This window comes from Porphyrobacter sp. TH134, assembly GCF_002855495.1.
Taxonomy (GTDB): Bacteria; Pseudomonadota; Alphaproteobacteria; order Sphingomonadales; family Sphingomonadaceae; genus Erythrobacter.
In genome coordinates, this window is the sequence record NZ_PKRO01000017.1 from 31,358 (window position 1) to 58,254 (window position 26,897).

Here is a 26,897-nt window from a genome sequence, read left to right on the forward strand (position 1 = left end):
CTCAGTTACTGGCCACACCGCCCGAACTGGGCGGCAGGTCTTCGTCGGCGGTCAGTTGTGTGGCATCGTCGAGGTGCGCGTCGCAGCCATCGATATCCTCCTCTTCCGAAGGCGGGTTGGTCACTTCGTCTTCGCTGATGGGTTCGCGCGCACCTTGATTCGCAGCGGCACCCGCTGAGGCGGCACTCGCGGTCTCAGCCGGCGGACGGGCAGGTCCGGTGGGTGGCGGGGGCTCCTTGTGGGGCGCGATCGAATAGGAATTGAGCAGGTCGGGAACCAAACGTTCGACAAAGCCGGCGAGGAAGCCGGAAATGAGCACCAGGTAGATGAAGTTCTTCCCTCCGCCTCCAGCCGGCGGCCTGATATCCGCGCCGAAATTGATTTCGATCGCGCCGCTGTTGAGGAAACAGACCAGGACGAAGGCCCCCATGGCGCCAAGGCCAAGGCGCACGAAGGAATCGGTGAAACTGTCCAGTCGCCGCATGTCGTTGCTGAGATTGCGCCGTTCGATGCGCATCGCGATCGAATAGAGCGCGCCCAGAATTCCTGTCGCCATGCCGGCAAACAGAAGCTGGCGGTCGGCGGCATCGATCAGGGAATTGCCAAGCAGATGGTTCGCGATCAGGAAGACCGCCGTGCACAGGGCTAGCACCGCGATCGCCGATACCATCGACCAGATGACATAGGCCAGACGGGCCCGCGAGCCCATTTCGCCCCGGATTTCCGCCTTGACCTGATCGAGGATGGCGCGGGCGGCATCGGTTTCTCCCTCGAGCGCCTCGATAAGTGCGGATGCCACGCGCATGTCGAACTGCCGCGCAGTCTGGTAGAGTCGGCTGTAGCCCGCAGGCCTGATCCGCCAAGGATCGAGCAGCCCGTCGATCTCGGCGCGTTGCAGGGCCAGGCCGGCAAGCCGCCTGCGCTGGATCTTCTGGACAAGCGGATCGTCGGAATAGGCGATCACAACGCGGCGGTCCGTCTGATAGACGGCATAGCGGTCGAACTGGCGCGCATAGACATCGAGCACTTCGCGATTGTTCGAATCGTGTTTGCCCACGACTATGTCTGCCACGCAGAATTCAGACATTCTCCCCTCCGCCCTCGATTCGCGAATTATTTCATCACGAATACATTTCTGCTCAAAGCAAAAACCGTGCGCCGGTCCGAATGTAGACTCGTCAGGATCGGTAGGTTCGAGGCAATTTCTTAGCGATCACTGCCTGGCTTACGGTCCGATCGGTGCCGGAACAGCCGAGGTTCGATCTTGTGCGGATCGCCGCAGGTGCGGCAGGGCGGGCAGGATCGGATCGCCGGCTCGGCGATTGGGGGCAACCTGACCAGTGCTGGCTACGGCGAGAAGTCGCCGGCCCAGTTTATCCAGCGCAACGGCCATCGCTAGCGCGACTGACAGACCCGCGCGGGACGGTCGAGCTTCGCATCCCCAAGCTGCGCAAGGGCAGTTACTTCCGTGGCTTCCTCGAGCCTCGGCGGATGGCGGAGCGGGCGCTGGCCGCGGTGATCCAGGATGCCTAAATCCAGGGGATATCGACACGTTCGGTTGACGATCTGGTCAAAGTGCTCAGCATGGACGGGATCTCCAAAAGCCAGGCCAGCCGGCCGTGCGAGGAGCTCAATGAGCGCGCCCATACCTTCTTCGTTCGCCAGATCGAGGGCGACTGGCCCTATCTGTGGATCGACGCCACTTACGTGAAGGTGCGCCAGAACGGGCAGATTGTCTCGGTCGCGGTGATCGTCGCGGCGGGCGTGAACAGTGATTGCCGCCGCGAAGTCCTCGGTATGGACATCGGCCCCTCCGAGGCAGAACCATTCTAGACAGCCTTGTTGCGCAAGCTGACGCGCCGGGGCCTGTGCGGCGTGAAGCTGGTAATCTCCGATGCCCATGAGGGCATCAAGGCTGCTGCCTCCAAGCTGCCGTGCGTCACTTGGCAGCGCTGCCGCGTTCATTTCATGCGCATCGCCCTAGCCCACGCCGCCAAGAGCGGCAGGCGCGCCGTCTCCGCCTTTTTTGCAACCGCGTTCGCGCAGGAGCAGCCTGAAGGCGCAAGCCAGCAGCGGCGGAGCGTGGCCGATCAGGTGCGGCCCAAGCTGCCCAAACTGGCGACCCTGATGGACGATGCCGAGCCCGACGTGCTGGCCTACATGACGTTCCGCAGGGAGCACCGCGCCAAGCTCCACAGCACGAATCCCATTGAGCGGCTTAACGGCGAGATCAAGCGCCGAACCGAGGTCGTCCGCATCATCCCGAACGAGGCCGCGATAACCCGCCTTGTCAGCGCCATCCTCATGGAGCAGTCAGACGAATGGGCAGTCCAGCGCGCCCGCTACATGACACTTGAAACCATGCCTCTGCTCAGCGACGTTCCCATCACCATGCTGTCGGCAGTGCCAGGCGCATAATCGGCTCATACTGACGCCGAAATGAGCGGGCCGACCCCCAGCTACACCATCCCGCAGAATACGATCGAACAAATGTCAATCGAAGAGAGCCTATTATGTGGGAGAAAGTGTGGGAGAATTGTTCTTAAGGTCCATTATTTAATCATAAATTACAGAGCTTAAGGGGATGGTTCGGTACAAGCCCTGTGCTGTCGAGATAACGCGAAACTTCGACGGGCACGCCGTCGCAATGCCTCGTGCCTATTCGTTCGAAGAGGATCGTGCGATTGCGGCCTAGCAGGGCGCACCGTGGCTCGACCTGCTAAAGGGCCGCCGGACGCGGGATCAGACGGCAGGCTTGGCCCAATTACCTACAACGGGATCTTGGTCCCAGAAATCTGTACGGGGTCCAAGCCTGCCTCCTCCGGCTGGAGGAACCGCGGTTTTGATTTGTCTGGATCAAACGAGGCGCCCGTCTTCCACATTGCCATCATGATCACAGCGAGCTTCCTTGCGACGGCAACGCGAGCCTTGAGAAATCCGATCTTTGTTGCCAGCCGGAGGCCCCAAGTACGCAATGAACTTTCGGTTTTGATTGTGCGAAGCAGCACGGTGGCTGCCGTGATTAGGTGCGACCTGGTCAGCTTGTTTCCGTAACGGCTGATCCGGCCGCGGCGCGCGGTGGCGCCGGATTGATACAGATTGGGCGTTAGGCCGAGATAAGGCCCGACATCTCGATTGCTTCTAAAGCGGTACGGGTCTCCGACGGCGCTGTAAAATGACAGCGCTGTAATTGTCCCAACGCCAGGAATCGTCTGAAATCTGGCGCAAACCGGGATGCTGGCGGCCATTGTGCGCATCTTTCGATCCATATCCCAGATATGAGAGCGCAGATCTTCTCCCATCTTGACCAGGGGATCCAAATCGACGCGGATCGTCACGCCGTTGGTGCTCAAAAGCCTGAGTCGGTTCGCGACTTCAGCTGCGAGCGATCCTCGCCCATTCAGGAGCTTGATACTGGCACCGTGCAATCTGAATATGGATTGGAGCAGCGCATCCGTCTTGGCTCGATGCTTTAGCAGGGTTCGGCGGATGTTGATCATTATCCGGATGTCCTGGTGCTCCACCGATTTGATGAAAACATGGGGACCGAAGGACTGCGCCAGTCGGCCAAGCTCAGCGAGACCTTTGGCATCATTCGCATCAGTCTTTTGACGTCGGATCGCCAGGAATTTGCTTGATTTGCGAACGTCGACGACTTGAACGGGAAACCCGAACGAACGGAGATCCCGTACCATTTGAGTGCCGACACCGGCTTCGATCGTAACAGACTGGACGGGCTCAACGCCGAACCGCCGAAGGATATCTCTTATCGGAGCGGCACGGGTTTCAGTTATTGCCTCGAAGAATGCGTGGCCTTCGGCATCGACGAGGCAGACCGCAGTCTCCAGGTGGCCGGCGTCGAGGCCGACCCAATAGTGCTGATGCCGTGGCATTTTTGCTCCCGTGCGGCGTTTGCCTCATTCGCTTGCCCTACTGACCTTGTAAGGTCTGTCCGACTAGGATTTTTCCTCCGGTATGTGATAGAGAGGTAGGAAATCGAAGGAGATGATAGGATGGAGCCGCGGGAGGCGTTGGATGGCCTAATCAGCGAGCGAGGAGAGACCTACGCATCGATTTCGCGCCTCCTCGGAAGAAACTCGGCATACATCCAGCAGTTCATTAAACGAGGTTCTCCAGCCCGCCTTGACCAAAGCGATATAGCGCTGCTGGCATTGCATTTTGACGTGCCCGTAGAGATGCTCGGTGGAAAGGAGGGGCCGACAGTCGGGCAGCGTTCGATAGTCAAAGTCCCCTTGCTGAACGGGACGGGTAACGATTCACGCTCACAATGGCGGCTGGTTGATGCGGCCTGGCTCGGTCGGCTGTGTGATCAGCCCGCCAGTGTCGCAATCTTGCCAATTGTTGGTGAGGCGATGGAGCCGACCCTCTGCAATGGCGACGAGGTTATGATTAGCCGAGTTCGCTTCCAGGAGAGGGTGCGTGAAGGCCTTTACGCCATCCGTGGGTCTTCTGAAATCTTCGTAAGGCGAATAGCGATCGACCCAACGAAGAGCCGTCTCACCGTTCTAACCGACCACCCTGCATATCCGAGCTGGCAGGGCATCCAGCGCAAGGGCGTCGATATTGTCGGCCGCGTGATCTGGATCGGAGCTCGGGTGGCCTAGCTGTCATTATGACACCGCGCTGCCTGAGGCTCTAAGTGGCCATCCCAGCGTGCGATGCTGGTGCGGAGCAAGATGGGTAGCAGTCGCGCTGACTGGGAGGTGAAACGACGACTCGCTCAAACGCAGTCGGACAAAGCGCAGGCCATGAATCTTTCACCGTGAACGCTGATGTGCGGAGGCTGAGCAGCCGCAGTGCCGAATTAGCGCGCTGCTACCTAGAGAGCTACCTAGCACAAAAATGCTCTCAATCGCCCGATCCGACGAGCTTAGTATCTGATTGAAAAGTAAGGGAAATGTGGTGGACGCACTAGGGCTCGAACCTAGGACCCGCTGATTAAGAGTCAGCTGCTCTACCAACTGAGCTATGCGTCCATTCCGTCAGTCCCCGTGGGGGGTGTCGGACTGCGAAACGGTAGGCTGAAGCCGAGGGCCGATTCGCGTGAGGCGCTGCATTTAGCGCGTCTCGCTTCGATGGCAAGCACCTAATCGCACGAATTGGCTTTCAGACGGTCAAACCGCGGCGCGGTGCGGCCTGGTTCCAGCGGTTGACCATCATCAGCAGGCCGATGCAGATCATATTCGTCATCATCGATGACCCGCCATGGCTCATCCAGGGCAGGGGGATGCCCTTGGCCGGTGCCATGCCCATGACCATCAACAGGTTGATGGCGATGTAGAAAAAGATCGTCGCGGTCGCCCCGGCGGCCAGCAGGGCGCAGAAGCGGTCCTGCGATTCGCTCGCCACCTTCCAACCCCAGCGCAAGATCAGCGCGTACATCGTCAGCACAAACAATCCGCCCATCAGACCCCATTCCTCGGCCATGGTGGCAAAGACGAAATCGGTGTGCGGTTCGGGCAGATAGTTGAGGTGGCTTTGGGTGCCGTTGTTGAAGCCCTTGCCGAAAATCCCGCCCGATCCGATTGCGATCTTGGACTGGGCGATATGATAGCCTGCACCCAGCGGGTCGTTTTCCGGATCAAGGAAGGTCGTCACCCGTGCGCGCTGATAATCGTGCAGCGCGAAAAAGTAGATCAGCGGCATGGCGGCAATTCCGGCGCCGCCCGCCAGCAGAAACCACCACAAGGGCAGGCCTGCCAGAAACATCACCACCACCCCGCCAAACGCAATGGCGACCGATGTGCCCAGATCGGGCTGCATCAGCACCAGACCGATGGGCAGCATGATCAGCATGCCCGAAGGCACCACGGATCGCCACGAGCCGATCATGCCGGCCGGCAAGGTCTCGTAGAACCGCGCCATCGCCAGCACCACGGCAGGCTTCATGATTTCCGAAGGCTGGATGCGGATCGGTCCGGCTTCCAGCCAGCGCTGGCTGCCGCCGCCCACCTGGCCGACGATCTCCACCCCCAGCAGCATCAGCAGGACAACAACATAGCCCGGATAGGTCAACACCCGCACCGCCTCACGCGGGAGGGACGCGATGATCCCGGTCATCACGGCGAACACGGCAAACCGGATAAAATGCGACCGTGCAAACGGATCCATTGCTCCGCCGCCGGCTGAATAAAGCACCATCCCGCCAAAGCATGTCAGCAGCACCAGCGGGATCAGCATTTCCCATGGCTGGCGGGCAATCGGTTCGGGCACGATCCCGCTGCGGGCGGTAAGGGTGTTCATTCGCTGACCTCCACCGGCGCGATTGCGGAAACTGCGGGCGTCGCAGGCGCGGCAGGCTGAGCTGTCGCGGCTGCCCGCGGCGGCGTACCAGACGGATTGGCTTCAGGCCGCGGCGCAATCACTTCATTGGCGATTGCATCCGTCTGCGTGGCGGCACGGCGGGCTTCGGCTTCGACCCGGTCGAAGATTTCCTCATCGCGGCGCGGCGGACGGCTCACAGTTGCACCGCGCTCGGCAGCATAGGCCGCATAGCGCGCCTCAAGCCGCTGTTGCGCTGTGCCGCCCCATCCCGCTTCCAAGGCGGCAAGCGCCTCCAATCCCTTGGCCGGATCGAACATGAAGGTCATCACATCGCGGGCGATGGGATAGGCCGCGCCCGACCCGCCGCCATGCTCGATCACGACAGCGCCAGCGTAGCGCGGATTGTCATACGGGGCGAAGAAGATGAACAAGCCGTGGTCGCGGTACTTCCACGGACCGGACTTGCCGTTTGAAATGCTGAGCGAGACAACCTGCGCCGTGCCGGTCTTGCCGGCCATCAGCGTGCCATCGATCGGCAGCCGCGCGCGGCCCGCTGTGCCCGGGCCATTGACCACATCGCTCATCGCCTTGCGGACATATTCCACCTGCTCGGCGGGGAAATCGATCGTTTCAAAGCCCTTGGGTTTGGTATCGAGCGTGAGGCGCGGCATGACGTGCCGCCCGGTGGCCAGGCGCGAGGCCATCACGGCCAGCTGCAAAGGGCTGGAGAGCATGTAGCCCTGGCCGATGGTGGCATTGACGGTGTCGAAAGCCTGCCACTCGCGCCCCCATTTCTTCATCTTCCATGCCGCATCGGGCACCGTGCCGAAGAACTGGCTGGTGACGGGCAGCGGGAATTCCTGCCCCATCCCGCAGCGCCGCGCCATGGCCGCAATCGGGTCCATCCCGACCCGCTGGGCCATCGCGTAAAAATAGACATCGCAGCTTTGGTAGATGCCCTTGGCCATATCGACCGAGCCATGCCCGCGCCGGTTCCAGCAGCCAAACCGCCGGTTGCCAACCTGAAGACCCCCGCCGCAAAACACGGTTTCGTTGGGATCGACCCCGGCCTGCATCAGGGCCATCGACACCATCGGCTTCACGGTCGAACCGGGCGGATAGAGCCCTTTGAGCACCTTGTTGCGCAGCGGCACCCGCTCGTCATCGCGCAGCATTCCATATTCGACCCCGCCGATCCCGTCGGAGAAGGAATTGGGATCGAAGCTTGGCATGGAGGCCATGCACAAGAGGTCGCCCGACCGGCAATCCATCACGACCACCGAGCCGCTTTCCAGCCCGATGCGGCGCGCGGCATAGTCCTGAAGCGGGCCATCGATGGTGAGGCGGATGGGCGCCCCCTGAACATCCTCGCGGGTCTCCAGATCGCGCACGATCCGGCCGCCGGCCGTCACCTCAACACGCCGCGCGCCGGGCACGCCGCGCAGTTCTTTTTCGAACTGCTTTTCCAGCCCGTCCTTGCCGATCTTGTAGCCGGGCGTGATGAGCAGCGGGTTGGGGTCTTTTTCGTATTCCTCGGCCGAAGCCGGGCCGACATAGCCGATCAGGTGGCCCACGCTGGACGCGGTGGGGTAATACCGCGAAAACCCGCGCTGCGGCACCACGCCGGGCAGATCGGGCAAGCGCACACTGAGCGCGGCAAATTGTTCATACCGCAGGCCGGTCGCCACTTCGACCGGCTGAAATCCGCGAGCGGTCTCGACCTTGTCCTTGATGTCAGCGATCCGGGCCGGTTCAAGCGCCAGCAATTCGCCCAGCCGATCAATCGTCGCATCGGCATTCTGGAGCCGCTCGGGAATAAGATCGACACGGAAATCGGCGCGGTTTGAAGCCAGCGGAGCGCCGTTGCGATCAAGGATCCAGCCCCGCCGCGGCGGCACCAGCGTCAGGTTCACCCGGTTGCTTTCGGATTCCAGCCGGTACTTTTCGTTCTGGGCGATGGCGAGATAGCCAAGCCGCAAGGCGAGCAGCACGCCGATGCCCCCCTGGACAGCGCCGATCACGACAGCGCGGCGATCAAAGGTGCTGCGCAGTATCGAAGCGCTGATCATCCGCGTCGGACGATCCGGCCTGTCATGCAGGAACGGGATCTTCATCAATCGATTTTCCGCGCCCGCGCGAGCCGGAACCGGTCAAGGCTAGCAACCATGCGGGCTGTTATCGGATAGAGCAGCAGGGACAGCAAGGCCTGCGGCACGGCAACCAGCATCATCTCGGGCGAAGCTTTCGCCCCGGACACCAGAAGGGCGGCGAACCAATAGAGCAGCGCCAGGACGCTGGCCGTAAACCAATCCTGCCAGAACCCGCGCCAGGGAAAGCGCGTTTCAATAATTTCCAGCCCGATCATCGCCAGCGACCAGAGCAGGATCGCGCTGCCGAAGGGTTGGCCGCTCACCAGATCATCGAACGCACCCAGCGGTGCACCGGCCCACAGCGGCAGGAGGCCGGGGCGCACCATGCGCCAGCCCAGCAGCATGATAAATCCCAGCGGCGGAACCAGCGGCATGAGATCGGCGATCAGCAACACCGGCAACAACGAGCCGAGCATGATCGACACATAGGGCACGCTGCGCACGCGCCACGGGTAGGGCGCGCGGTTAATCCGGAGCCCGTAAAGGTCCGAGCGTGCCCGCGGGTCGAGCCGTTCCATTATTCCGCCACCGCGGCCGACGCTGCCGCACCGGGGGACGCCGCCCCGGAGGCTGTCGCAACGGGAGCCGGGTCTTGCGTTTCGGGGTCGGCAAGCTCGGCAATGGCAGCAGGCTGATGCACCGGTTCAACCGCGACGAAATTGGTTGCCGCCGGTTCCGCCACGAGGCGGGCAATACCGCCGTCCGGTGTAATCTTGGCAATCACTGCAACCGCAACGCCGGGCCGGTAATATCCCCCGGCACCGCTGGTGACCATCATATCGCCAACCTTGAGCGGATTGACGCCAAGATTGACCAGCCGGATGCGAAGCAAGCCATCACCGCGCCCTTCGGCAAAGGCGATGATATTGTCCTTGGCGCGGCGCACGGGCAGCACGCTTTCGCTGTCGGTCAGCAAGAGCACGCGGGCTGAATTGCGCCCCGTCTCAAGCACCCGCCCGATCACCCCGCGTTCCGACAAGACCGGCATCCCCGGCTGCACGCCGTTGTTTGCGCCAGCGTTGATGAAGCCAAGCCGGCGGCTGCTGGTGGCGGTGGAGCCAACGAGGCGGGCAACGGCAACAGGATTTGCCTCGCCCTCCCGCAGTCCAAGCAAGCCCTTCAGGCGCAGGTTCTCGGCCCTGACCGCGTCAGCTTCGGCAAGGCGGATGCGGGCGATTTCCATTTCGCGGCGCAAGGCGGCATTTTGCTGTCCGGCGTAAAAGTAGCCCGCGATGCCCGCAAACAAGCCCTGGCTTTCGGTGCGAACCACTGCGGTTCCCGTCCCCACAGGAGCGACCACATCACTGGCGACCCCGCGCAACGGGGCAAAGGCCGCAGGCTGAAGCAGCGACACGGCCAGCAGGCCTGCTCCAACAACCGCTGCCCCGCCGGCCAGAAGATAGCCGGTGAACAGCGAATACTGCGCTTTCTTGGAAAAACCCGAGCGACGCGACGAGGGAGGCGCCATGGCTTACAATCCCTTCTGCCGTGCGGCCCGGCTCACCGTGGCTGGCGTCACGCGGTCATCAGCACGCCGCGATAGATCGGATCTTCCATCGCCCGGCCTGTGCCGATGGCGACGCAAAGCAGCGGATCTTCCGCGACCGAGACCGGAAGGCCGGTTTCTTCGCGCAGATGTTCATCGAGCCGCCGGATCAAGGCACCGCCGCCGGTGAGCACTATACCCTGGTCAACAATATCCGCAGCCAGTTCCGGCGCGGTGTTTTCCAGCGCGATGCGCACGCCTTCGACGATGGCGCCAATCGGTTCGCTCAGGGCTTCGGCAACATGCGCCTGGTTGATGGTGATTTCCTTGGGCACGCCGTTCACAAGATCGCGGCCCTTGAGCGTTATGGTTTCGCCCACGCCGTCTTCCGGGATCATGGCGATGCCGTAATCCTTCTTGATGCGCTCTGCGGTCGCGTCACCGATCAGCAGGTTGTGGTGGCGGCGCACGTAGCTGACGATGGCTTCGTCCATCTTGTCGCCGCCGGTGCGGACCGAAGTGGTGTAGGCGAGACCGCGCAGGGACAAAACGGCGACTTCGGTGGTGCCGCCGCCGATGTCGACGACCATGCTGCCGACCGGCTCGGTCACCGGCATGTCCGCGCCGATCGCGGCGGCCATCGGCTCAAGGATCAGGTGCACGTCGCTGGCACCCGCGTTCGAGGCCGCATCACGGATCGCGCGGCGTTCCACCGACGTCGAGCCCGATGGCACGCAGATCACGATTTCCGGGTAGCGGAACATCGACTTCTTGCCGTGCACCTTCTGGATGAAGTGCTTGATCATCTGCTCGGCCACTTCGATGTCGGCGATCACGCCGTCGCGCAAGGGGCGGATCGCTTCGATGCTGTCGGGGGTTTTGCCCATCATCATCTTGGCATCATTGCCCACCGCCTTGACCCGGCGGATCCCGTTGATCGTCTCAATCGCGACCACTGATGGCTCGTTCAGCACGATCCCCTGATCCTGCACATAAACCAGCGTATTGGCCGTGCCGAGGTCGATCGCCATATTCTGCGAACGGAATTTGAAGAGGTCGGACAGGAAGCTCATGGGTGGCGGTGTTCCAGTGGTGGCGGGCAGGGCCGCGGGCCGCGCTTGCAGTGCGGCTGCGGGACTATCGACCCGTTTGTGACATGACACGGCGCGCCTAGCGAATCCGCGCAGAAAAGGCCAAAATATTTGTCCACTGCCGCGACGTTTTCTGTGCGCTAAGCCTCGAAATTGCGATGGCTCATCGCTAGCGTGCGACAAATGCCCGAAATCCGCCGCCTGCCTTCGTCGCTTGTGAACCGCATTGCCGCAGGGGAAGTGGTGGAACGCCCCGCAGCAGCGCTGAAAGAGCTGGTCGAGAACGCGATTGACGCTGGCGCGCGGCGAATCGGGGTGGTGTTGGCAGACGGGGGGCTGACCCGGATCGAAGTGGTGGACGATGGCTGCGGCATGGGGCCGGACGGCATGGCGCTGGCCCTCGAACGTCACGCGACATCAAAGCTGCCCGATTCGCTGATCGGGCCGGACGGTGCAATCGAACTGGTCACCACCCTCGGCTTTCGCGGGGAGGCTTTGCCCAGCATTGCCAGTGTTGCGCGGCTGACCATCGAAAGCCGCGAGGCCGGGGCGGCTGAGGGCTGGCGGCGCGTGGTCGATCATGGCGCGCTCGTGGCAGACGAACCCGCCGCGCTCCCTCCCGGCACGCGGGTTCGCGTTGAAGAACTCTTCGCCAAGGTGCCCGCGCGCCGCAAGTTTCTGCGCACGGCCCGCAGCGAATATGCGGCCTGCCTTGATGTGGTGCGGCGGCTCGCGATGGCGCGCCCGGATATTGCTTTCACGCTGGAGACAGTGGGTGATGCGGGCAAACGCACGGTGCTCTCGCTGCAAGCGGATGAAGAACTGGCAACCCGCGTAGCGCGGATCATCGCGCATGAGATGAAGGACAATTCGGTCGGCATCGCAATGGAGCGTGAGACGCCGCATGGATTAATGCGGCTGACGGGGCTGGCGGGCTTGCCGACCTATAATCGCGGCGTGGCCGATCATCAGTACCTGTTCGTCAATGGCCGTCCGGTGAAGGACCGGCTGCTGGTGGGCGCGGTTCGCGGGGCCTATGCCGATATGCTGGCGCGGGATCGCCATGCGGTGCTCGCCCTGTTCCTCGACCTGCCGCCGCAGGATGTCGATGTGAATGTCCACCCGGCGAAAACCGAAGTGCGCTTCCGCGACAGCGCGGGGGTGCGGGGGTTTATCGTCTCGGGCCTGCGGCAGGCTTTGGCGACGGGGGATCGGCGGAGTGCGCAGGGGCCGGATCGCGCCGCGATGGCGCGGTGGCAGGCCGAGCCGGTCGCACCGGCTGCTGCGCCGATAGCTCCGATGCTAGAGAGCATTTTTACAGGCCGTGACTGGAGCGCTTCGCAGCCCCGCCTCGGCGAAGCGCGCCCCGCGTGGAATGCGCCGCTCGCCCAGCCGCAGGGCCGCGCCGAGGAAGCCGCGCCCGTGCCTGCCGAAGCGCAAGCATACCCCCTCGGCATCGCCCGCGGGCAGGTGGCGAACACCTATATTGTCGCCGAATCCGCCGATGGGCTGGTGCTGGTCGATCAGCACGCGGCGCATGAACGGCTTGTGCTGGAACGCCTGCGCGCTGCCGGGGCGGAGGAAGCCAAACGTCGCAGCCAGGCGCTGCTGGTCCCCGATGTGGTCGAGTTGGACGAGGTCGATTGCGACCGCTTGGAGGACGCCGCCGAGGGGCTGGCGCGCTACGGTCTCGTGATCGAACGCTTCGGCCCTGCCGCGATGCTGGTGCGCGCGGTTCCGGCCGCGATTGCCAAGGCGGACAGCGCCAAGCTGCTGCGCGATCTGGCTGACGATATCGCCAAGCACGGGAGCCAAGAGGACAGCGGCGCGCTGCTGCTGGCCGAGCGGCTTGAACTGGTGCTGGCGACGATGGCCTGCCACGGTTCGGTGCGGGCAGGGCGGGTGCTCAGCGTGGCGGAAATGAACGCGCTGCTGCGCGAAATGGAAGCAACCCCGCGCTCAGGCCAGTGCAATCACGGGCGGCCGACGTGGGTGAAGCTGAGCATGGAGGACGTTGAGAAGCTGTTTGGGCGGCATTAAAAGCGCCGTCCCGCCTTCGTCATCCCAGCGAAAGCTGGGACCTCAAGCGGCAAGTGCAGTGTCCAGATGTCCTAGGCCCCAGCTTTCGCTGGGGTGACGGAAGGGCGACGCCACTCCTCAAACATTGAACTTGAACAATAGCACATCCCCGTCCTGCACGACGTATTCCTTGCCTTCCTGCCGCAGCTTGCCCGCTTCCTTGGCGCCCGCTTCGCCGCCGAGCGCGACGTAGTCGTCATAGGCAATCGTCTCGGCGCGGATGAAGCCGCGTTCGAAATCGGAGTGGATTTCGCCGGCCGCTTGCGGGGCCTTGGCGCCATCGGGGAAGGTCCAGGCGCGGGCTTCCTTGGGGCCGCAGGTGAAGAAGGTTTTGAGGCCCAGCAGCTTGTATCCGGCGCGGATCACGCGGGCGAGGCCGCTTTCGGTGAGACCCAGCGCTTCGAGGAATTCGCCCCGATCTTCCACCGGCATGGCGACCAGTTCGGCTTCGATAGCGGCGGAGACGACCACAGCCTGCGCGCCTTCAGCGGCGGCCTTGGCGAACACCTTGGCTGACAGGGCATTGCCTTCCGCTGCGTCTTCTTCCGCGACGTTGCAGACGTAGAGGACGGGCTTGGCGGTGAGCAGCTGGGCTTGCTTGAACAGGCGCGCTTCCTCGTCATCACCCGGTACGGTGAGCCGCGCGGGCTTGCCATCGCGCAACAGCTCCAGCGCCTGGCCGAGCACGCTTGCCATGGCCTTGGCTTCCTTGTCGCCCGCAGCGCCGCGCTTGGCCGCAGCCGGCACGCGCTTTTCGAGGCTTTCGAGGTCGGACAGCATCAGTTCTGTCTCGACCACTTCGGCATCCGCAATGGGATCGACCTTGTTGGCGACGTGCTGGATATCGTCATCCTCAAAGCAGCGCAGCACATGGACGATGGCGTCCACCTCGCGGATATTGCCGAGGAACTGGTTGCCGAGGCCCTCGCCCTTGCTCGCACCCTTCACGAGGCCGGCGATGTCGACAAAGCCGAGCTGGGTTTCGATGATCTTGGCGCTCTTGCCGATGGCGGCGATCTTTTGCAGGCGTTCATCCGGCACCGCGACCTGACCCACGTTGGGCTCAATGGTGCAGAACGGATAGTTCGCAGCCTGCGCCGCCTGCGTTTGCGTCAAGGCATTGAACAAAGTGGACTTGCCCACATTCGGAAGGCCGACAATGCCGCAGCGGAAACCCATGGTGTCTTCTCTTGATTAGCTGGAAAGCCGCCGCCCTTAGCGGGTCCCATCGGCAATGGCCAGATTGTTGCGCGTGCGCCATTGCTTCAAGGCACGCGGGCTGGTGAGGCGGATGATGTCGCCAGTGAAAGTCGCCAGCTTTGCTTCGGTGCGCGGGCCGGGGCCGGCGTGCCATGTCATGACATACCAGAAAAAGGCCGGATCGAACCGTTCAGGGCAGCCATCGGGCATGTCGGGCCGCGAACGGCCGCGATGGGCGGCGATCCGTTTGACAAGCCGCCACAGGCACAGCCGGATCGGGAAATCGAGATAGATGACCGTGTCCGCCCGTTCAAGGCGCGGGGCGAGCGTGCTGCCGTAATTGCCTTCGATCAGCCAAGCGTCACCCGCAAGGGTTGCAGCGAGGCGGGCGTTGAGATCGGCTTTGGCGGTCTCGACCCAGCCGGCCTGCCAGCCAAGCTGGTCCATGTGAACAAGCGGCAGACCCAGCAGGGGCGCAAGTTCGCGGGCGAGGGTGCTTTTGCCCGAGCCACAGGGGCCGATAATCAGCACGCGGCGCATGGCGCCGCCTCGCCGATTATCGGCCCCGGGTCAATCCGGGACAATCAATGAGAGCCGCCCGCAGCTTTCAGCGGGTCAGTCGTCCGCTCCCTTGCGGCGGCGGCGCTTCGCCACAAGCACCGCAGCCGCGGCCGCGCCAAACAGGGCGGCCGTTGCAGGCTCGGGAACGGCGGTGCCGCCCGACGATCCGCCGCCAGACGACGAGCTGACCGGCGGCTCCTGCGGCGGCAGCTTCATGGCCTGAAGCGGTGCAGCCAACGAAACGGTCAGCATTGCGGCCGCGAAGCAACCGGAAACGAAATTGGTCTTCAGCATATACAGATGCCCTCCTTTAGCCCTGACCACGCAGCAATGGCGTTGGTTCATGTGCGGGGTTAATCGGACGGATCGGAAAAATCTCGCAGCCTTCAAGGCCTGTTGCGGAATGGGACAAACGGGTGCCCCTAACCCTGCATCCTGATGGCAATATCGTTCATGAAGCGCACGTCATCACCCTTGGCGAGCCATTCCGCCTCCGCGGCAACCGCACCGAGCATGGCGACCAGATCATCCTGTTCGTCCTTGGCGTAATTGCCAAGCACGTGGCCGGTGACACGGTCCTTGTGCCCCGGATGACCAATCCCGAGGCGGATGCGGCGGTATTCGGGCGCACCGATGCTGGCGCAATGCTGGTCGATCGAGCGCAAGCCATTGTGCCCCGCATGGCCGCCGCCTTGCTTCACCTTCACCTTGAATGGGGCGAGGTCGAGTTCGTCATGGAATACGGTGAGAGCGTCGGCGCCAAGCTTGTAGAACCGCAACGCTTCGCTGGCAGCGCGGCCGCTTTCATTCATGAAGGTGGCCGGTTTCAGCAGCAGCACTTTCTGGCTGCCGATCCGCCCTTCCTGCACCCATCCCTGAAATTTGGTCAGCACCGGGCCGAAGCTGTGCATGTCCGCGATCACGTCCAGCGCCATGAAGCCGACATTGTGCCGGTGGAGCGCATAGCGCGGTCCGGGATTTCCAAGGCCGACCCAGATTTGCATAGCAAGATCCCTAGCTGCCGCTCACACAAAACGAAACGCCGGACTTCTTGCGAAGCCCGGCGTTCGATAGCTGTCATGACAAAGACGGCTTATTCAGCAGTCGTGGTGTCGCCGTCGCTGCTCTTGAGCGCCGAGGGGGCTACCAGAGTGGCGATGGTGAAGTCGCGATCGGTGATCACGCTCTTCACGCCCTTTGGAAGGGTGACTTCGCTGATGTGGATCGCATCGCCCACATCCTTGCCGGTGACATCGATCTGAATTTCGTCAGGGATGTCGGCGTTGGGGCACAGCAGTTCCAGTTCATGACGGACGATGTTCAGCACGCCGCCCTTCTTGAGGCCCGGCGAGGCGTCTTCGTTCACGAACACAACCGGCACCTGCACTTCAACCATGCTATCGCCGGTCATGCGCAGGAAATCGACGTGAAGCGGGCGGTCCGTCACCGGGTGGAACGCAACATCCTTGGGCAGAGTGCGGACGGTCTTGCCACCGATCTCGATGTTGACGATCGAGTTCATGAAGTGGCCGGTCATCAACAGCTTGACCAGTTCCTTCTGCTCGACGTGGATCATGGTGGGTTCTTCCTTACCGCCATAAATGACAGCAGGTGTCCGACCTTCGCGGCGAATTGCACGGGAGGCTCCCTTGCCAGCCCGTTCGCGCGCTTCAGCCGGCAGGGTAAGAGTCTCGCTCATACGTTTGCCTTTCGAATGCGTGTTGTTTAGCGTGGTATCCGATGCACCGCCTCCAGGGATGTCCGGAGCATCGAAGCGCGGGCCCTTAGAGACAGATGGCCTGATTGGCAACCGCTTTAGGGCGCAGCCCCTATGGCAGGCGGCGCACAGTGAACCCTTCGGCTGCAAGCATCGCGGCCAGGCCGTCAGGGCCAACCAGATGCGCCGCGCCCACCGCAATCAACGGTCGGGCAGGCTGCTGGAGCACGGGGACGAGCGCGGCGGTCCACCGCCGGTTGCGCCCGACAAGCAGCGCTTCGCGCAAGATCGGGTCGGCCAGAAATCCTTCGCGGGTTGAGGCTTCGATGGTTGCCGCATCGCCTGCCAGCCAGGCGCGCTGGAGCCGGGCCGGGTCCCGGCGCCCCCGCTCGCTTTCGCGCACCACGGCGGCAAGCATCGAACGCTGGGCGCTTTCGGGCAAGCGATCGAAGATCAATAATTGCCCGCGCAGCCCTTCGAGTTCGCGCACCGGGCGGTCGGCAAAATCCGCAATCAGCGCGCGATCAGCGCCATTGGCGGGATCGCCGGTCGCATCGATCCGGGCCAGCGCAATGGCGGCAGCCCAGCTTTCCTCGGTGGAGAAATCGTCCGGCTCCAACCCGCCGCGTTCCAGCAACGCAGCCAGCTGCGGGCGCAGTTCGGGCGGCAGGCGGGTATCGAGCGGGGGCAGGCCGGGGCTCTGCGCAAGGTTCGCATAGATCGATGGGCCTTCGCCGCGGCCGTTCAATTCGCCGATCTCGACCACGAGGAAATCGGCCGTGTCGATGACCCGGCCGATTTCTGCAGTGCGCCAGCGCGCGCCATCGGGAAGGGCGTGGATGGTGCCAAGCATCCACCCCTCCACCGTGCCGTCGGCGTTCGCGATTTCGTAGAACAGCGGGTCCGGCGGCGGCCCGGCGGCCGCCTCACCGCCGGTGTCGCTGCAACCGCCGAGAGCCAGCGCCAAGGGAGCCATGCTCAGCGCGGCAAAGCGCATGGCCCGTGCCCTCAGCCAACCGCGCATCACTTCACCCGTGCGACCGAGATGCCCTTTTGTTCAAGATAATCCTGCACGCTTTTGGCCCCGGCAAGGTGGCCAGCACCGACCGCGATGAAAACAGAACCCGGCGTATCGAGGCGCGTGTCGATCCATTCGGCCCAGTTGGCGTTGCGGCTGTAAAGCAGCGCTTCAGCGACAGCCGGATCGGTCATGCCTTCGTTCATCACTTCGGCAAGCCGGTCAGCATCGCCCTTGGCCCATTCGGTGACCATCCGGTCGAGCATCGGCTTCATCTCGTCAATGCCGGTGGCGGCTTCCATCATGAAGCTGATCTGCGCTTCCTGCGTCATCCCATCGAAGATGCCGAGCTGGAATTCAGCCGTCTCCAGCGCGTCGGTGGGCTTGTTGCCCGCCTTCGCCAGCAGAACCTTTTCCACCCCGCTATTGGGATCATAGCCTTGCTGCATCAGCGGCAGAAGCGACAAGGTAAGGCCCACCATCCACGGCTTGAAGGTATCAAGGGCTTCGACCGGCATGCCCAGCTTAGCCACCGCAGCGCTGTAAGTGGCTGCCTGCTCAGGGGTCAGCAACGAGCGGAGTGTGGTGCCCTGGGGCAGCATGCCTTTGGCCATGGTGAGCTGCTGGAGCTGGGCATCGGCGGCCGCGTTCATCGGGATTTCGGTCACGATCGTCTCGGACCCTTCAAGGGCAGCGGCGATCGTCGTGTCGTACCATTCGACCCCTTGCGGCAGGACATGGACTGTGCCGAACAGATAGATGGTCGTATCCTCGTCAGCGACCTTCCACAGGGCGGGGCCATTGCCGGTGGGCGCGGCGGGCGCTGCGGCAGTGGTCGGCGCCGGTTCGGTGGCCAGCACCGGGCTTGCCGCCAGCAAGGCAAAGGGCGCAGCGCTCAGGGTAAGCACGGAAGCAAGTTTCATCATCATTCCCTTTCGATAAACATGGTTGGTAGGTTTTGGCGCTGCATTTGCAACGAAGTTTGCTTGAAAGGCGGGATTACGTATATCGCCGATACAGCCAGATGGCCGACCACAGCACCGCGATGATCACCCAGACGATCATCGGATCCTGCGCAGGAAGCCACCCGGCGCGGGTTGCCATCCACCATGTCGGCACACCGATGAGGTAAACGTGAACGGCAGCCAGCCCGGATTCTGCGTAAACGGCGGTTTCATGCTCATCGACGGTCCGCCACCACATCCAGGTCAGCGCCGGAACCACCACCGCCCAAACGGCGATACTCAGCCCAGCGACCACATTGCTGACAGGGCGGTTGGACAGAAAGGCCATCGAACCCGTGTCATCAGCCGCGCCGAGGGCAAAGCCCATGATCGCACCAATGCCGCACATGGCGTAGATAATGCGGGTCGCTTTGCGCGCGCTTTGTGCCACCGGTTCGCCCGAACTGCCCGGCCAGAACCGCCAGACGCTATACGCCACCACGGCCATCAGCCCGGCGATGCCTGCGAGAATTACGACATCGAGCGGCCGCACCGTCCCCTGTTCGATAGCGCCACTGAGAAAGCCTGCGAAAACGCCAGCGAGGAATAACAGAGCGATCCCGGCCAGTGTCCCCAGGAGCGCGCGCCTGGTGTTCACCGCATTCGCCGACGGGCCATCGTCATGGTCGGCAAGATCAGGCTTGGTCATCGAAAATCTCCTCGATTGCCATGTCGAACAGGCGAGCAATCCGAAAGGCAAGGGGAAGGGACGGGTCATGCTTGCCTGTTTCAATCGCGTTCACCGCCTGGCGCGAGACATCCAGACGCACTGCCAGATCCGCTTGCGACCAGTCGCGCATGGCGCGCAGGACCTTGAGCCGGTTCTTCATCCTCTCACGCCCTCAGCCGGGTCCAGTGGAACCCTGCAAAAAATGCGGCGAGCGCGACGATGAAGGTCCAGATCGCCGGCACATCCGGCACCCAGGCATCGGCGCGGCTGCCTTCAAAGGTGCCAAGCGCGAGCGGCACGGCGGTGACCCAGAAAACGGTGGCGATGAACGCCCATGATGTCCCCGCTGACCATAGCCGCTGGAGATATTCGTCGCGCAATTGGCGCAGCAACAAGACGAACAGGCTGGCGATGAGCAGCCCGATCGCCACGCCGCGGATAAAGTCAGGCATGTGCAGCAACAAAGCGAGAGCGACGAACAATGTGCCGAAGCTGCCGATGTAGGACGCGGTCAGAACCATGCTGGTGGCTTTTTCGCGGCGTTGGGTGGTCATGGCGCGGACGTTCCTGTCGGGTGTCTGTGTATGTCAGGTATGCCTGACTTTATGTCGCGATTTGGTGACAATGTCAAGAACACCTGACTTTATGTCGTATCACCCTGACCATTGCCGTGCTGATGCCCGGCCTTGCTGCGCTGCGGCATTGACGCTGTGGGGGTGTTCGGCCATGGCGAGCCGCCATGACCGCCGTCCCATTTTATCAGCCTGCGCCGCGTGATCCGGCGCGTTCGTTTCAGGACATGATCCTGACGCTCCACGATTTTTGGAGCGCCGAGGCCGGATGCGTGATTCTCCAGCCCTATGATATGCGCATGGGGGCAGGCACCTTCCACACCGCCACCACCCTGCGCGCGCTCGGCCCGGAGCCGTGGAACGCCGCTTTCGTGCAGCCCTGCCGCCGCCCGACCGACGGGCGCTATGGCGAAAACCCCAACCGCTTGCAGCATTACTACCAGTATCAGGTGATCCTGAAGCCCTCTCCGCCCAACATTCAGGAGCTGTACCTCAAAAGCCTCAGCGCCATCGGCATCGACCCGTTGGCGCACGACATCCGCTTCGTGGAAGACGATTGGGAATCGCCTACGCTCGGCGCATGGGGGCTGGGCTGGGAGGTCTGGTGCGATGGGATGGAAGTCACCCAGTTCACCTATTTCCAGCAGATGGGCGGCTTCGATTGCAAGCCGGTCGCGGGCGAGCTGACCTACGGGCTTGAGCGTCTGGCGATGTATATCCAGGGCGTCGACAACGTGTACGACCTGGCGTTTAACTCCTCGGGCGTGACTTACGGCGATGTGTTCCTCGAAAACGAGCGCCAGATGTCGAAGTGGAACTTCGAGGTCGCGGATACGGACGCGCTGTTCGATCTGTTCGCCAAGGCCGAGGCTGAATGCCGCAATGCCCTTGCTGCAGGCGTGCCCATCGCCGCCTACGAACAGGCAGTCGAGGCGAGCCACGTGTTCAACCTGTTGCAGGCGCGCGGCGTGATCTCTGTGCAGGAACGCGCCAGCTATATGGGCCGCGTGCGTGATCTGGCGCGCTCTTCGTGTGAGGCATACGCGCAGAAGATGACGCCGGAATGGGAAGCGAAATATCCCGAGTGGAGTCTCGTCTGATGGCTGACTTTCTGCTCGAACTGCGCTGCGAGGAAATCCCCGCCCGGATGCAACCCAAGGCCAAGGAGGATCTGGCGCGGCTGTTCGCCGATGCGCTGGCCAAGACCGGATTGGCGGCGGGATCGATCGAAACCTTCGCCACGCCGCGCCGTATGGCGTTGATCGCGAAGGATTTGCCGCTCGCAACCACGGCGGTCGCTGAGGAAACCAAGGGCCCCAAGGTCGGTGCACCGCCGCAGGCGCTGGAGGGTTTCCTGCGCAAGGTCGGCCTCACCGCCGAACAGCTTGTCGAGCGCGGCGGGGTCTATTTCGCCGTGGTCGAAAAGCCGGGCCGCGATACCGCCGATGTGCTGGCCGAAGCCATCCCGGCGATCATCCGCGCCTTTCCCTGGCCCAAGTCGATGCGCTGGGGCGAAGCCTCGCTGACGACCGAAAGCCTGCGCTGGGTGCGCCCGCTGTCCGGGATCATTGCGCTGCTCGACGGCGCGGTGGTTCCTTGCGCGGTTGACGGGATTGCCAGCGGGCGCACAACGATGGGGCACCGCTTCCACCATTCCGGCCCGGTCGAAATCGCCGATGCTGCGAGCTACATCGAAACCCTGCGCGCCGCCCATGTGATCGTCCATTTCTCCGAACGCTGCCGCCTGATCCGCGACGGCGCGGCCAAGGCAGCTGCGGAAGCGGGCCTGACCCTGGTCGCTGACGAGGGGCTGGTGACCGAGAATGCCGGCCTCACCGAATGGCCGGTGCCGCTGCTGGGCCGCTTTGATGATACGTTTCTGGAGGTGCCACCCGAGGTCATCCAGCTGACCGCGCGGGTGAACCAGAAGTATTTCGTGTGCGAGGGCGCAGACGGGAAGCTGGCGAATGCCTTCATCTGCACCGCCAATATCGACGCGATTGACCCCGCGGTGGTGGTTAACGGAAACCGTAAGGTGCTCGCGGCAAGGCTTTCGGATGCAAGGTTTTTCTGGGAACAGGATCAGAAGACTCCGCTGGCGGTTCATGCCGAAAAGCTGGCGCGCATCACCTTCCACGAGAAGCTCGGCACCGTCGCCGACAAGGTCGAGCGGGTGGCCAAGCTGGCGCGGTGGTTGGTTGAATCCGATATCGTCACCCCAGCAAAAGCTGGGGCCTCGGGCGGCAGTGACCCCACGCCCGAGGTGCCAGCTTCCGCTGGCATGACGAAGGAAAAGTTGGCCGACATGGCCGAGCAGGCCGCGCAGCTGTGCAAGGCCGATCTCGTCACCGAAATGGTGGGCGAATTCCCGGAATTGCAGGGGCTTATGGGCGGTTATTACGCCGCAAAGGAAGGCCTGCCGCAGGAAGTTTCGGACGCGATCCGCGATCACTACAAGCCGGTCGGGCAGGGGGATGATGTGCCGACGGCTCCGGTGACGGTGGCGGTGTCGTTGGCGGATAAGCTGGATACGCTCACCTGCTTCTTTGCAATTTCCGAGCGACCCACTGGTTCTCGTGATCCGTTTGCGCTTCGACGGGCGGCTTTAAGCGACTTGGCGCTCACGTTAACGAATAATCTTCGTTGCACCAAGCTCTCAGTATTGAAGCAGGTTGTTGCCAATGCACCGATTTTCGGTCCCGACAGTGACTCGTTTGCTGCATTCGAGCGGATCTATGGCCACAGTTTTGACAGCGGACTGACGTCCAGCGAAGCTGAAGCCGAAGACAAACGTCGCATAGCAATGATTGCGGACGAAGTTATCGAGTTTCTAATCGATCGCCTCAAAGTCCAGCAACGCGAAGCCGGCGTTCGCCACGATCTGATAGACGCGGTGTTCGCGCTCGGCGGAGAGGACGATCTTGTCCGCCTGCTCGCCCGCGTCCGCGCGCTGCAAGCTTTCGTCACCACCGAGGACGGCACCAACCTCCTTGCTGGCTACAAGCGCGCGGCGAATATCCTCAAGAAGGAAGGCTATCAATCTCCCCTGCCCGCCGGGGAGGGGTCGGGGGTGGGGGCTTCCGCGCTCGATGGGGTGAACCCCGATCCCCAACTCCTTTCCCACGGTGAAGGGGCACATGACGCAATTGAGCAGACCGGCGAGGAAGATCCGCTCGCGATGGTCGATGATCCCGATATCGGTGATATCGTCGCTGAGCAGGCGCACGCCCTGTCGGGCCTTTCCTACACGCCGGAAGCCGCCGAGAAAGCGCTGATCGACGCGCTCGATGCCGCCGCTCCGCGCGCCGCGCAGGCGGTGGAGGCCGAGCAGTTCGCCGATGCCATGGCTGCGCTTGCCACCTTGCGCGCGCCCATCGACCGGTTCTTTGAAGAGGTGACTGTCAATGCCGAAGAGGCGGAAAAGCGGCAAGCGCGCCTTGCCCTGCTCGCCCGTTTTCGCGATGCGGTGCACCGGGTCGCCGATTTCAGCCGGATCGAGGGATGATTTTCCTCGCTGCTCCTTTGTCCGTCACCTTGGGAAAAGACGTTCAGGATCAGGAGATTAGTGCCTTTTTTGAAGTTTACAGCGTGTAGCCTTTGTAACTTTCACCACACTGCGCGGGAACTGCCATGACATTGAAGACGGTCTATGTTTTCGGAGGCCAAGCCGACCATTCCGACCCGCGCCAGAAGGACAAGACCGTTGCGGGCGGCAAGGGCGCCAACCTTGCCGAAATGGCCAGCATCGGCCTGCCTGTGCCTCCGGGCTTCACGATCACCACTGAAGAATGCGTGGCCTATCTGCAGGATGGCGCGGATTTCTCCGACCATCTGCGAAGTGCAGTGGCTGGTGCGCTGAAGCATGTCGAAGCCACGGTCGGCAAGACCTTCGGCGATGCCGCTGATCCGTTGCTGGTGTCGGTCCGCTCGGGCGCGCGGGTGTCGATGCCGGGGATGATGGACACGGTGCTCAACCTCGGCCTGAACGATGCGACCGTGGCCGGGCTTGCCGCATCGAGCGGCGATGCCCGCTTCGCCTGGGATTCGTACCGCCGGTTCATCCAGATGTATTCGGACGTGGTGCTCGGGATTGATCACGGACACTTTGAAGAAGCGCTGGAGATCGCCAAGGAAGACAAGGGCTTTTACAGCGATACCGAGATGTCGTGTGAAGATTGGCAGGCGCTGGTCGGGCACTACAAGACGATCGTCGCGGACGAGCTGGGCCGCCCGTTCCCGCAGGACGTGCACGAACAGCTGTGGGGCGCGATCCGCGCGGTGTTCGACAGCTGGGACAGCGACCGCGCCAAGGTCTACCGGCGGCTCAACGACATTCCGGGCGACTGGGGCACCGCGGTCAACGTGCAGGCGATGGTGTTCGGCAACATGGGCGACACCAGCGCCACCGGCGTCGCCTTCACCCGCGACCCGGCGACAGGCGTGCGGGCCTATTACGGCGAATACCTGATCAACGCACAGGGTGAGGACGTGGTCGCGGGCATCCGCACGCCGCAATACCTCACCAAGGCCGCGCGCGAGGCAGCAGGCGCCAAGCCGCTGTCGATGGAAGAGGCGCTGCCTGACGCCTACACCGAACTCGCCCGCGTGTTCGACCTGCTGGAACTTCACTACAAGGACATGCAGGACATTGAATTCACGGTCGAACGCGGCAAGCTGTGGATGCTGCAGACCCGCTCGGGCAAGCGCACCGCCAAGGCCGCGCTCAAGATGGCGGTCGACATGGTCGAGGAAGGCCTGATCGATGAACGCGAGGCCGTGCGGCGGGTCGATCCGATGGCATTGGACCAGCTGCTCCACCCGACGCTCGACCCCAAGGCCGAGCGTAATGTGCTGACCACGGGCCTGCCCGCCTCTCCGGGCGCGGCAGCGGGCAAGATCGTGCTCGACGCCGACACGGCCGAACAATGGGCGGGGCGCGGCGAAAAGGTGATTCTGGTGCGCGTGGAGACCAGCCCGGAAGACATCCACGGCATGCACGCCGCGCAGGGCATCCTGACCGCGCGCGGCGGGATGACCAGCCACGCGGCAGTTGTGGCGCGCGGGATGGGGCGGCCCTGCGTCTCGGGCGCCGGGCAGGTCTCGATCGACCGCAACACCCGCACTCTGCGGATCGGCTCCACCGAGCTCAAGGAAGGCGATGCCATCACCCTCGACGGCGCAACCGGGCAGGTGATGCTCGGCATCGTCCCCACGGTCGAGCCGGAGCTGGCGGGCGATTTCGGGACGCTGATGGTCTGGGCCGACAAGCTGCGCCGGATGAAGGTGCGCACCAATGCCGAAACGCCCGATGATTGCCGCATGGCGCGGCAGTTCGGTGCGGAGGGCATCGGGCTGTGCCGGACTGAACACATGTTCTTTGAAGCCTCGCGTATCTCGCTGGTGCGCCAGATGATTCTGGCGGATGACGAGGCTGGCCGCAGGCGCGCACTGGAGCAATTGCTGCCCGAACAGCGCGCCGATTTCACCGCGATCTTCGAGGTGATGGCGGGCCTGCCCTGCACGATCCGCTTGCTCGATCCGCCGCTGCACGAATTCCTGCCCCATGCGGACGAGGACTTTGCCGAACTGGCGGATGCCACCGGGCTTGGGGTCGATCACCTGAAGCGCCGGGCGGGGGAACTCCACGAATTCAACCCGATGCTCGGCCACCGCGGCTGCCGCCTCGGGATCACCTACCCTGAAATCTACGAGATGCAGGCCCGCGCGATCTTTGAGGCGGTGTGCGCGGTGAAGGCCTCGACGGGCGAAGCGCCGTTGCCCGAGATCATGATCCCGCTGGTCGCCACAAAGCGGGAACTGGCGATCCTGCGCGCGCTGGTTGACCGGGTGGCCGAAGCGGTGTTTGCCGAAGTCGGCACGCGGGTGGATTACCTCGTCGGCACCATGATCGAATTGCCGCGCGCCGCGCTGATGGCCGGCGAGATTGCCGAGGAAGGCGCGTTCTTCAGCTTCGGGACCAACGATCTCACCCAGACCACGCTGGGCGTCAGCCGCGATGATGCGGCGCGGTTCCTCAGCGTTTATGTCGAGAAAGGCATCTTTCCGCGCGATCCCTTCGTCAGCCTTGATATCGAGGGTGTCGGCCAACTGGTCGAACTGGCGGCGGAGCGTGGGCGCAAGACCCGCCCCGATATCAAGCTCGGCATCTGCGGCGAACATGGCGGGGACCCGGCGAGCATCGCCTTTTGCGAGAAGGTCGGCCTCGATTATGTCAGCGCATCGCCCTACCGCGTGCCGATCGCAAGGCTGGCGGCCGCGCAGGCGGCCTTGAAGAAGGCCTAGGTTCCGGCAAGCGAGCGCCGGCCGGTGAGGGTGACGATTTCGAACGTCTCGGTCACCTTGCCATCGGCTTCGGCGCGGGCGGTGAAGGCGGCGCGGGCACGGGCGAGGGCGGCTTTGCCCAGCGGGGCGGCGGGCTTTGCGAGGGCGTTGCCAAGGCCCTGATCCCGCAAGTCGCCCACCAGGCGGCCGAGTGAGGAATAGCGCACTGCCAGCGTGTGCGTGTCCACCACCGGATCCTTCCACCCGGCGCGCTGGAGCAACGAAGGCGCCGCGCGGGCATCAACCATCGGATGGAGCCGTGCCGCGGGCCTGTCCGGTTCGGCCGCCATCATCGCGGCGCGCAGAGCGGGAAGGCTCTGGCCGCCGATGAAGCTGGCGATCACCAGCCCGCCGGGGGTGAGTGCATTGCGCAGATGGATCAGCGCCCCGGGCAGATCGTTGACCGCATCCAGCTGCCCGATCACGCCGATGAAGTCATACGGCCCCCCCGCCAGCGGTTCGGCCGGATTGGCGGTGCGGTTGACGGCCAGCATCGCGCCATCCTGCTCCAGATAGACCGCCAAGGACCGCGGGCAGTCACCGATCATCAGCGCCGCCCGTGGCTGATGGCGCACAAAAGACAGGCGCTCGACCATGTCGTCGGCCATCTCGTCGATCAGGTAGGTCGCTGCCGCATCGTTCAGCCGGCGACGCGCACTGCGCACAGCGCGGGCCAGGCGGCGGTTTTCGGCGAAGATCGTGGGGACGGAGGCGCTTGTCAT

The 26,897-nt window shown here is 63.4% G+C and carries 23 protein-coding genes, 1 tRNA gene and 1 pseudogene; 6 read left to right on the top strand and 19 right to left on the bottom strand.

All coding sequences use genetic code 11. The features are described 5' to 3' along the window. Nucleotide 1 precedes the first annotated feature (1 nt). Nucleotides 2–964, bottom strand: a complete 963-nt coding sequence (locus C0V72_RS09105) for a hypothetical protein (protein WP_143704555.1) — start codon at nucleotides 962–964, stop codon at nucleotides 2–4. A 363-nt stretch (nucleotides 965–1,327) separates the two neighbouring features. Here C0V72_RS09105 and C0V72_RS09110 point away from each other — a divergent pair. Next, nucleotides 1,328–2,418: pseudogene (locus C0V72_RS09110) on the top strand (IS256 family transposase); the annotation flags it as partial. 350 nt (nucleotides 2,419–2,768) lie between these two features. Here C0V72_RS09110 and C0V72_RS09115 read toward each other — a convergent pair. Further along, the gene (locus tag C0V72_RS09115; protein WP_101793822.1) at nucleotides 2,769–3,893 is read right to left on the bottom strand and encodes an IS110 family transposase; all 1,125 of its coding nucleotides are present in this window, start codon (nucleotides 3,891–3,893) and stop codon (nucleotides 2,769–2,771) included. A gap of 120 nt (nucleotides 3,894–4,013) precedes the next feature. Here C0V72_RS09115 and C0V72_RS09120 point away from each other — a divergent pair, with 120 nt between their 5' ends. Then, nucleotides 4,014–4,625, top strand: coding sequence for a S24 family peptidase (locus tag C0V72_RS09120; RefSeq protein WP_101793823.1), 612 nt, complete (start codon nucleotides 4,014–4,016; stop codon nucleotides 4,623–4,625). Nucleotides 4,626–4,921: 296 nt separating this feature from the next. Here the strand turns inward: C0V72_RS09120 and C0V72_RS09125 are convergent. From C0V72_RS09125 to C0V72_RS09150, 6 genes are all read right to left on the bottom strand, one after another. After that, nucleotides 4,922–4,997, bottom strand: a tRNA-Lys gene (locus C0V72_RS09125). 130 nt (nucleotides 4,998–5,127) lie between these two features. After that, nucleotides 5,128–6,264 carry a rod shape-determining protein RodA gene (rodA, locus tag C0V72_RS09130; protein ID WP_101793824.1) on the bottom strand — a complete coding sequence of 379 codons (1,137 nt, stop codon included), beginning with the start codon at nucleotides 6,262–6,264 and terminating at the stop codon, nucleotides 5,128–5,130. Beyond that, the gene (mrdA, locus tag C0V72_RS09135) at nucleotides 6,261–8,399 is read right to left on the bottom strand and encodes a penicillin-binding protein 2 (RefSeq protein WP_101793825.1); all 2,139 of its coding nucleotides are present in this window, start codon (nucleotides 8,397–8,399) and stop codon (nucleotides 6,261–6,263) included. The genes rodA and mrdA overlap by 4 nt, the downstream gene beginning before the upstream one ends. Beyond that, on the bottom strand, nucleotides 8,399–8,953 hold the full coding sequence (locus C0V72_RS09140; protein ID WP_101793826.1) for a rod shape-determining protein MreD: 555 nt from the start codon (nucleotides 8,951–8,953) through the stop codon (nucleotides 8,399–8,401). The genes mrdA and C0V72_RS09140 overlap by 1 nt, the downstream gene beginning before the upstream one ends. Continuing rightward, the gene (gene mreC, locus C0V72_RS09145) at nucleotides 8,953–9,903 is read right to left on the bottom strand and encodes a rod shape-determining protein MreC (RefSeq protein ID WP_101793827.1); all 951 of its coding nucleotides are present in this window, start codon (nucleotides 9,901–9,903) and stop codon (nucleotides 8,953–8,955) included. Before mreC ends, C0V72_RS09140 begins: the two co-directional genes overlap by 1 nt. Before the next feature lie 47 nt (nucleotides 9,904–9,950). Beyond that, a complete protein-coding gene (locus C0V72_RS09150) occupies nucleotides 9,951–10,994 on the bottom strand; it encodes a rod shape-determining protein (RefSeq protein WP_101793828.1) in 1,044 nt (347 codons plus the stop codon). Between the two features lie 201 nt (nucleotides 10,995–11,195). Between C0V72_RS09150 and mutL the strand changes: the two genes are divergently transcribed. Then, on the top strand, nucleotides 11,196–13,052 hold the full coding sequence (mutL, locus tag C0V72_RS09155) for a DNA mismatch repair endonuclease MutL (RefSeq protein ID WP_101793829.1): 1,857 nt from the start codon (nucleotides 11,196–11,198) through the stop codon (nucleotides 13,050–13,052). Between the two features lie 117 nt (nucleotides 13,053–13,169). On the opposite strand, the gene ychF is transcribed toward mutL, so the two are convergent. From ychF to C0V72_RS09205, 10 genes are all read right to left on the bottom strand, one after another. Further along, a complete protein-coding gene (ychF, locus tag C0V72_RS09160; protein ID WP_101793830.1) occupies nucleotides 13,170–14,270 on the bottom strand; it encodes a redox-regulated ATPase YchF in 1,101 nt (366 codons plus the stop codon). 36 nt (nucleotides 14,271–14,306) lie between these two features. After that, nucleotides 14,307–14,831, bottom strand: a complete 525-nt coding sequence (locus C0V72_RS09165; RefSeq protein ID WP_101793831.1) for an AAA family ATPase — start codon at nucleotides 14,829–14,831, stop codon at nucleotides 14,307–14,309. 75 nt (nucleotides 14,832–14,906) lie between these two features. Further along, a complete protein-coding gene (locus tag C0V72_RS09170; protein ID WP_233999869.1) occupies nucleotides 14,907–15,146 on the bottom strand; it encodes a PEP-CTERM sorting domain-containing protein in 240 nt (79 codons plus the stop codon). Nucleotides 15,147–15,274: 128 nt separating this feature from the next. Continuing rightward, complete coding sequence (gene pth / locus C0V72_RS09175) at nucleotides 15,275–15,856, bottom strand: aminoacyl-tRNA hydrolase (RefSeq protein WP_101793833.1); 582 nt, start codon at nucleotides 15,854–15,856, stop codon at nucleotides 15,275–15,277. A gap of 89 nt (nucleotides 15,857–15,945) precedes the next feature. Then, entirely contained in the window at nucleotides 15,946–16,551 is a 606-nt protein-coding gene (locus C0V72_RS09180) for a 50S ribosomal protein L25/general stress protein Ctc (protein WP_101793834.1), read from the bottom strand. 130 nt (nucleotides 16,552–16,681) lie between these two features. Next, on the bottom strand, nucleotides 16,682–17,593 hold the full coding sequence (locus C0V72_RS09185) for a TraB/GumN family protein (RefSeq protein WP_101793835.1): 912 nt from the start codon (nucleotides 17,591–17,593) through the stop codon (nucleotides 16,682–16,684). Then, nucleotides 17,593–18,510 (bottom strand): TraB/GumN family protein, encoded by a 918-nt coding sequence (locus C0V72_RS09190; RefSeq protein ID WP_101793856.1) that lies wholly within the window; start codon nucleotides 18,508–18,510, stop codon nucleotides 17,593–17,595. Before C0V72_RS09190 ends, C0V72_RS09185 begins: the two co-directional genes overlap by 1 nt. Nucleotides 18,511–18,586: 76 nt before the next feature. Continuing rightward, nucleotides 18,587–19,240 (bottom strand): hypothetical protein, encoded by a 654-nt coding sequence (locus tag C0V72_RS09195; protein WP_101793836.1) that lies wholly within the window; start codon nucleotides 19,238–19,240, stop codon nucleotides 18,587–18,589. After that, nucleotides 19,227–19,421 carry a helix-turn-helix transcriptional regulator gene (locus C0V72_RS09200; protein WP_101793837.1) on the bottom strand — a complete coding sequence of 65 codons (195 nt, stop codon included), beginning with the start codon at nucleotides 19,419–19,421 and terminating at the stop codon, nucleotides 19,227–19,229. The genes C0V72_RS09195 and C0V72_RS09200 overlap by 14 nt, the downstream gene beginning before the upstream one ends. Nucleotides 19,422–19,425: 4 nt before the next feature. Then, entirely contained in the window at nucleotides 19,426–19,815 is a 390-nt protein-coding gene (locus C0V72_RS09205) for a hypothetical protein (RefSeq protein WP_101793838.1), read from the bottom strand. A gap of 185 nt (nucleotides 19,816–20,000) precedes the next feature. Between C0V72_RS09205 and C0V72_RS09210 the strand changes: the two genes are divergently transcribed. The 3 genes from C0V72_RS09210 to ppdK all read left to right on the top strand — a co-directional run bounded on the left by C0V72_RS09210 (nucleotide 20,001) and on the right by ppdK (nucleotide 26,136). Continuing rightward, nucleotides 20,001–20,933: a glycine--tRNA ligase subunit alpha gene (locus C0V72_RS09210; RefSeq protein WP_101793839.1), complete on the top strand. Its 933-nt coding sequence runs from the start codon at nucleotides 20,001–20,003 to the stop codon at nucleotides 20,931–20,933. Next, a complete protein-coding gene (gene glyS, locus C0V72_RS09215) occupies nucleotides 20,933–23,338 on the top strand; it encodes a glycine--tRNA ligase subunit beta (protein ID WP_101793840.1) in 2,406 nt (801 codons plus the stop codon). Before C0V72_RS09210 ends, glyS begins: the two co-directional genes overlap by 1 nt. A gap of 125 nt (nucleotides 23,339–23,463) precedes the next feature. Beyond that, a complete protein-coding gene (gene ppdK / locus C0V72_RS09220; protein WP_101793841.1) occupies nucleotides 23,464–26,136 on the top strand; it encodes a pyruvate, phosphate dikinase in 2,673 nt (890 codons plus the stop codon). Here ppdK and C0V72_RS09225 read toward each other — a convergent pair. Beyond that, nucleotides 26,133–26,897 (bottom strand): methyltransferase, encoded by a 765-nt coding sequence (locus C0V72_RS09225; protein WP_101793842.1) that lies wholly within the window; start codon nucleotides 26,895–26,897, stop codon nucleotides 26,133–26,135. The genes ppdK and C0V72_RS09225 overlap by 4 nt on opposite strands.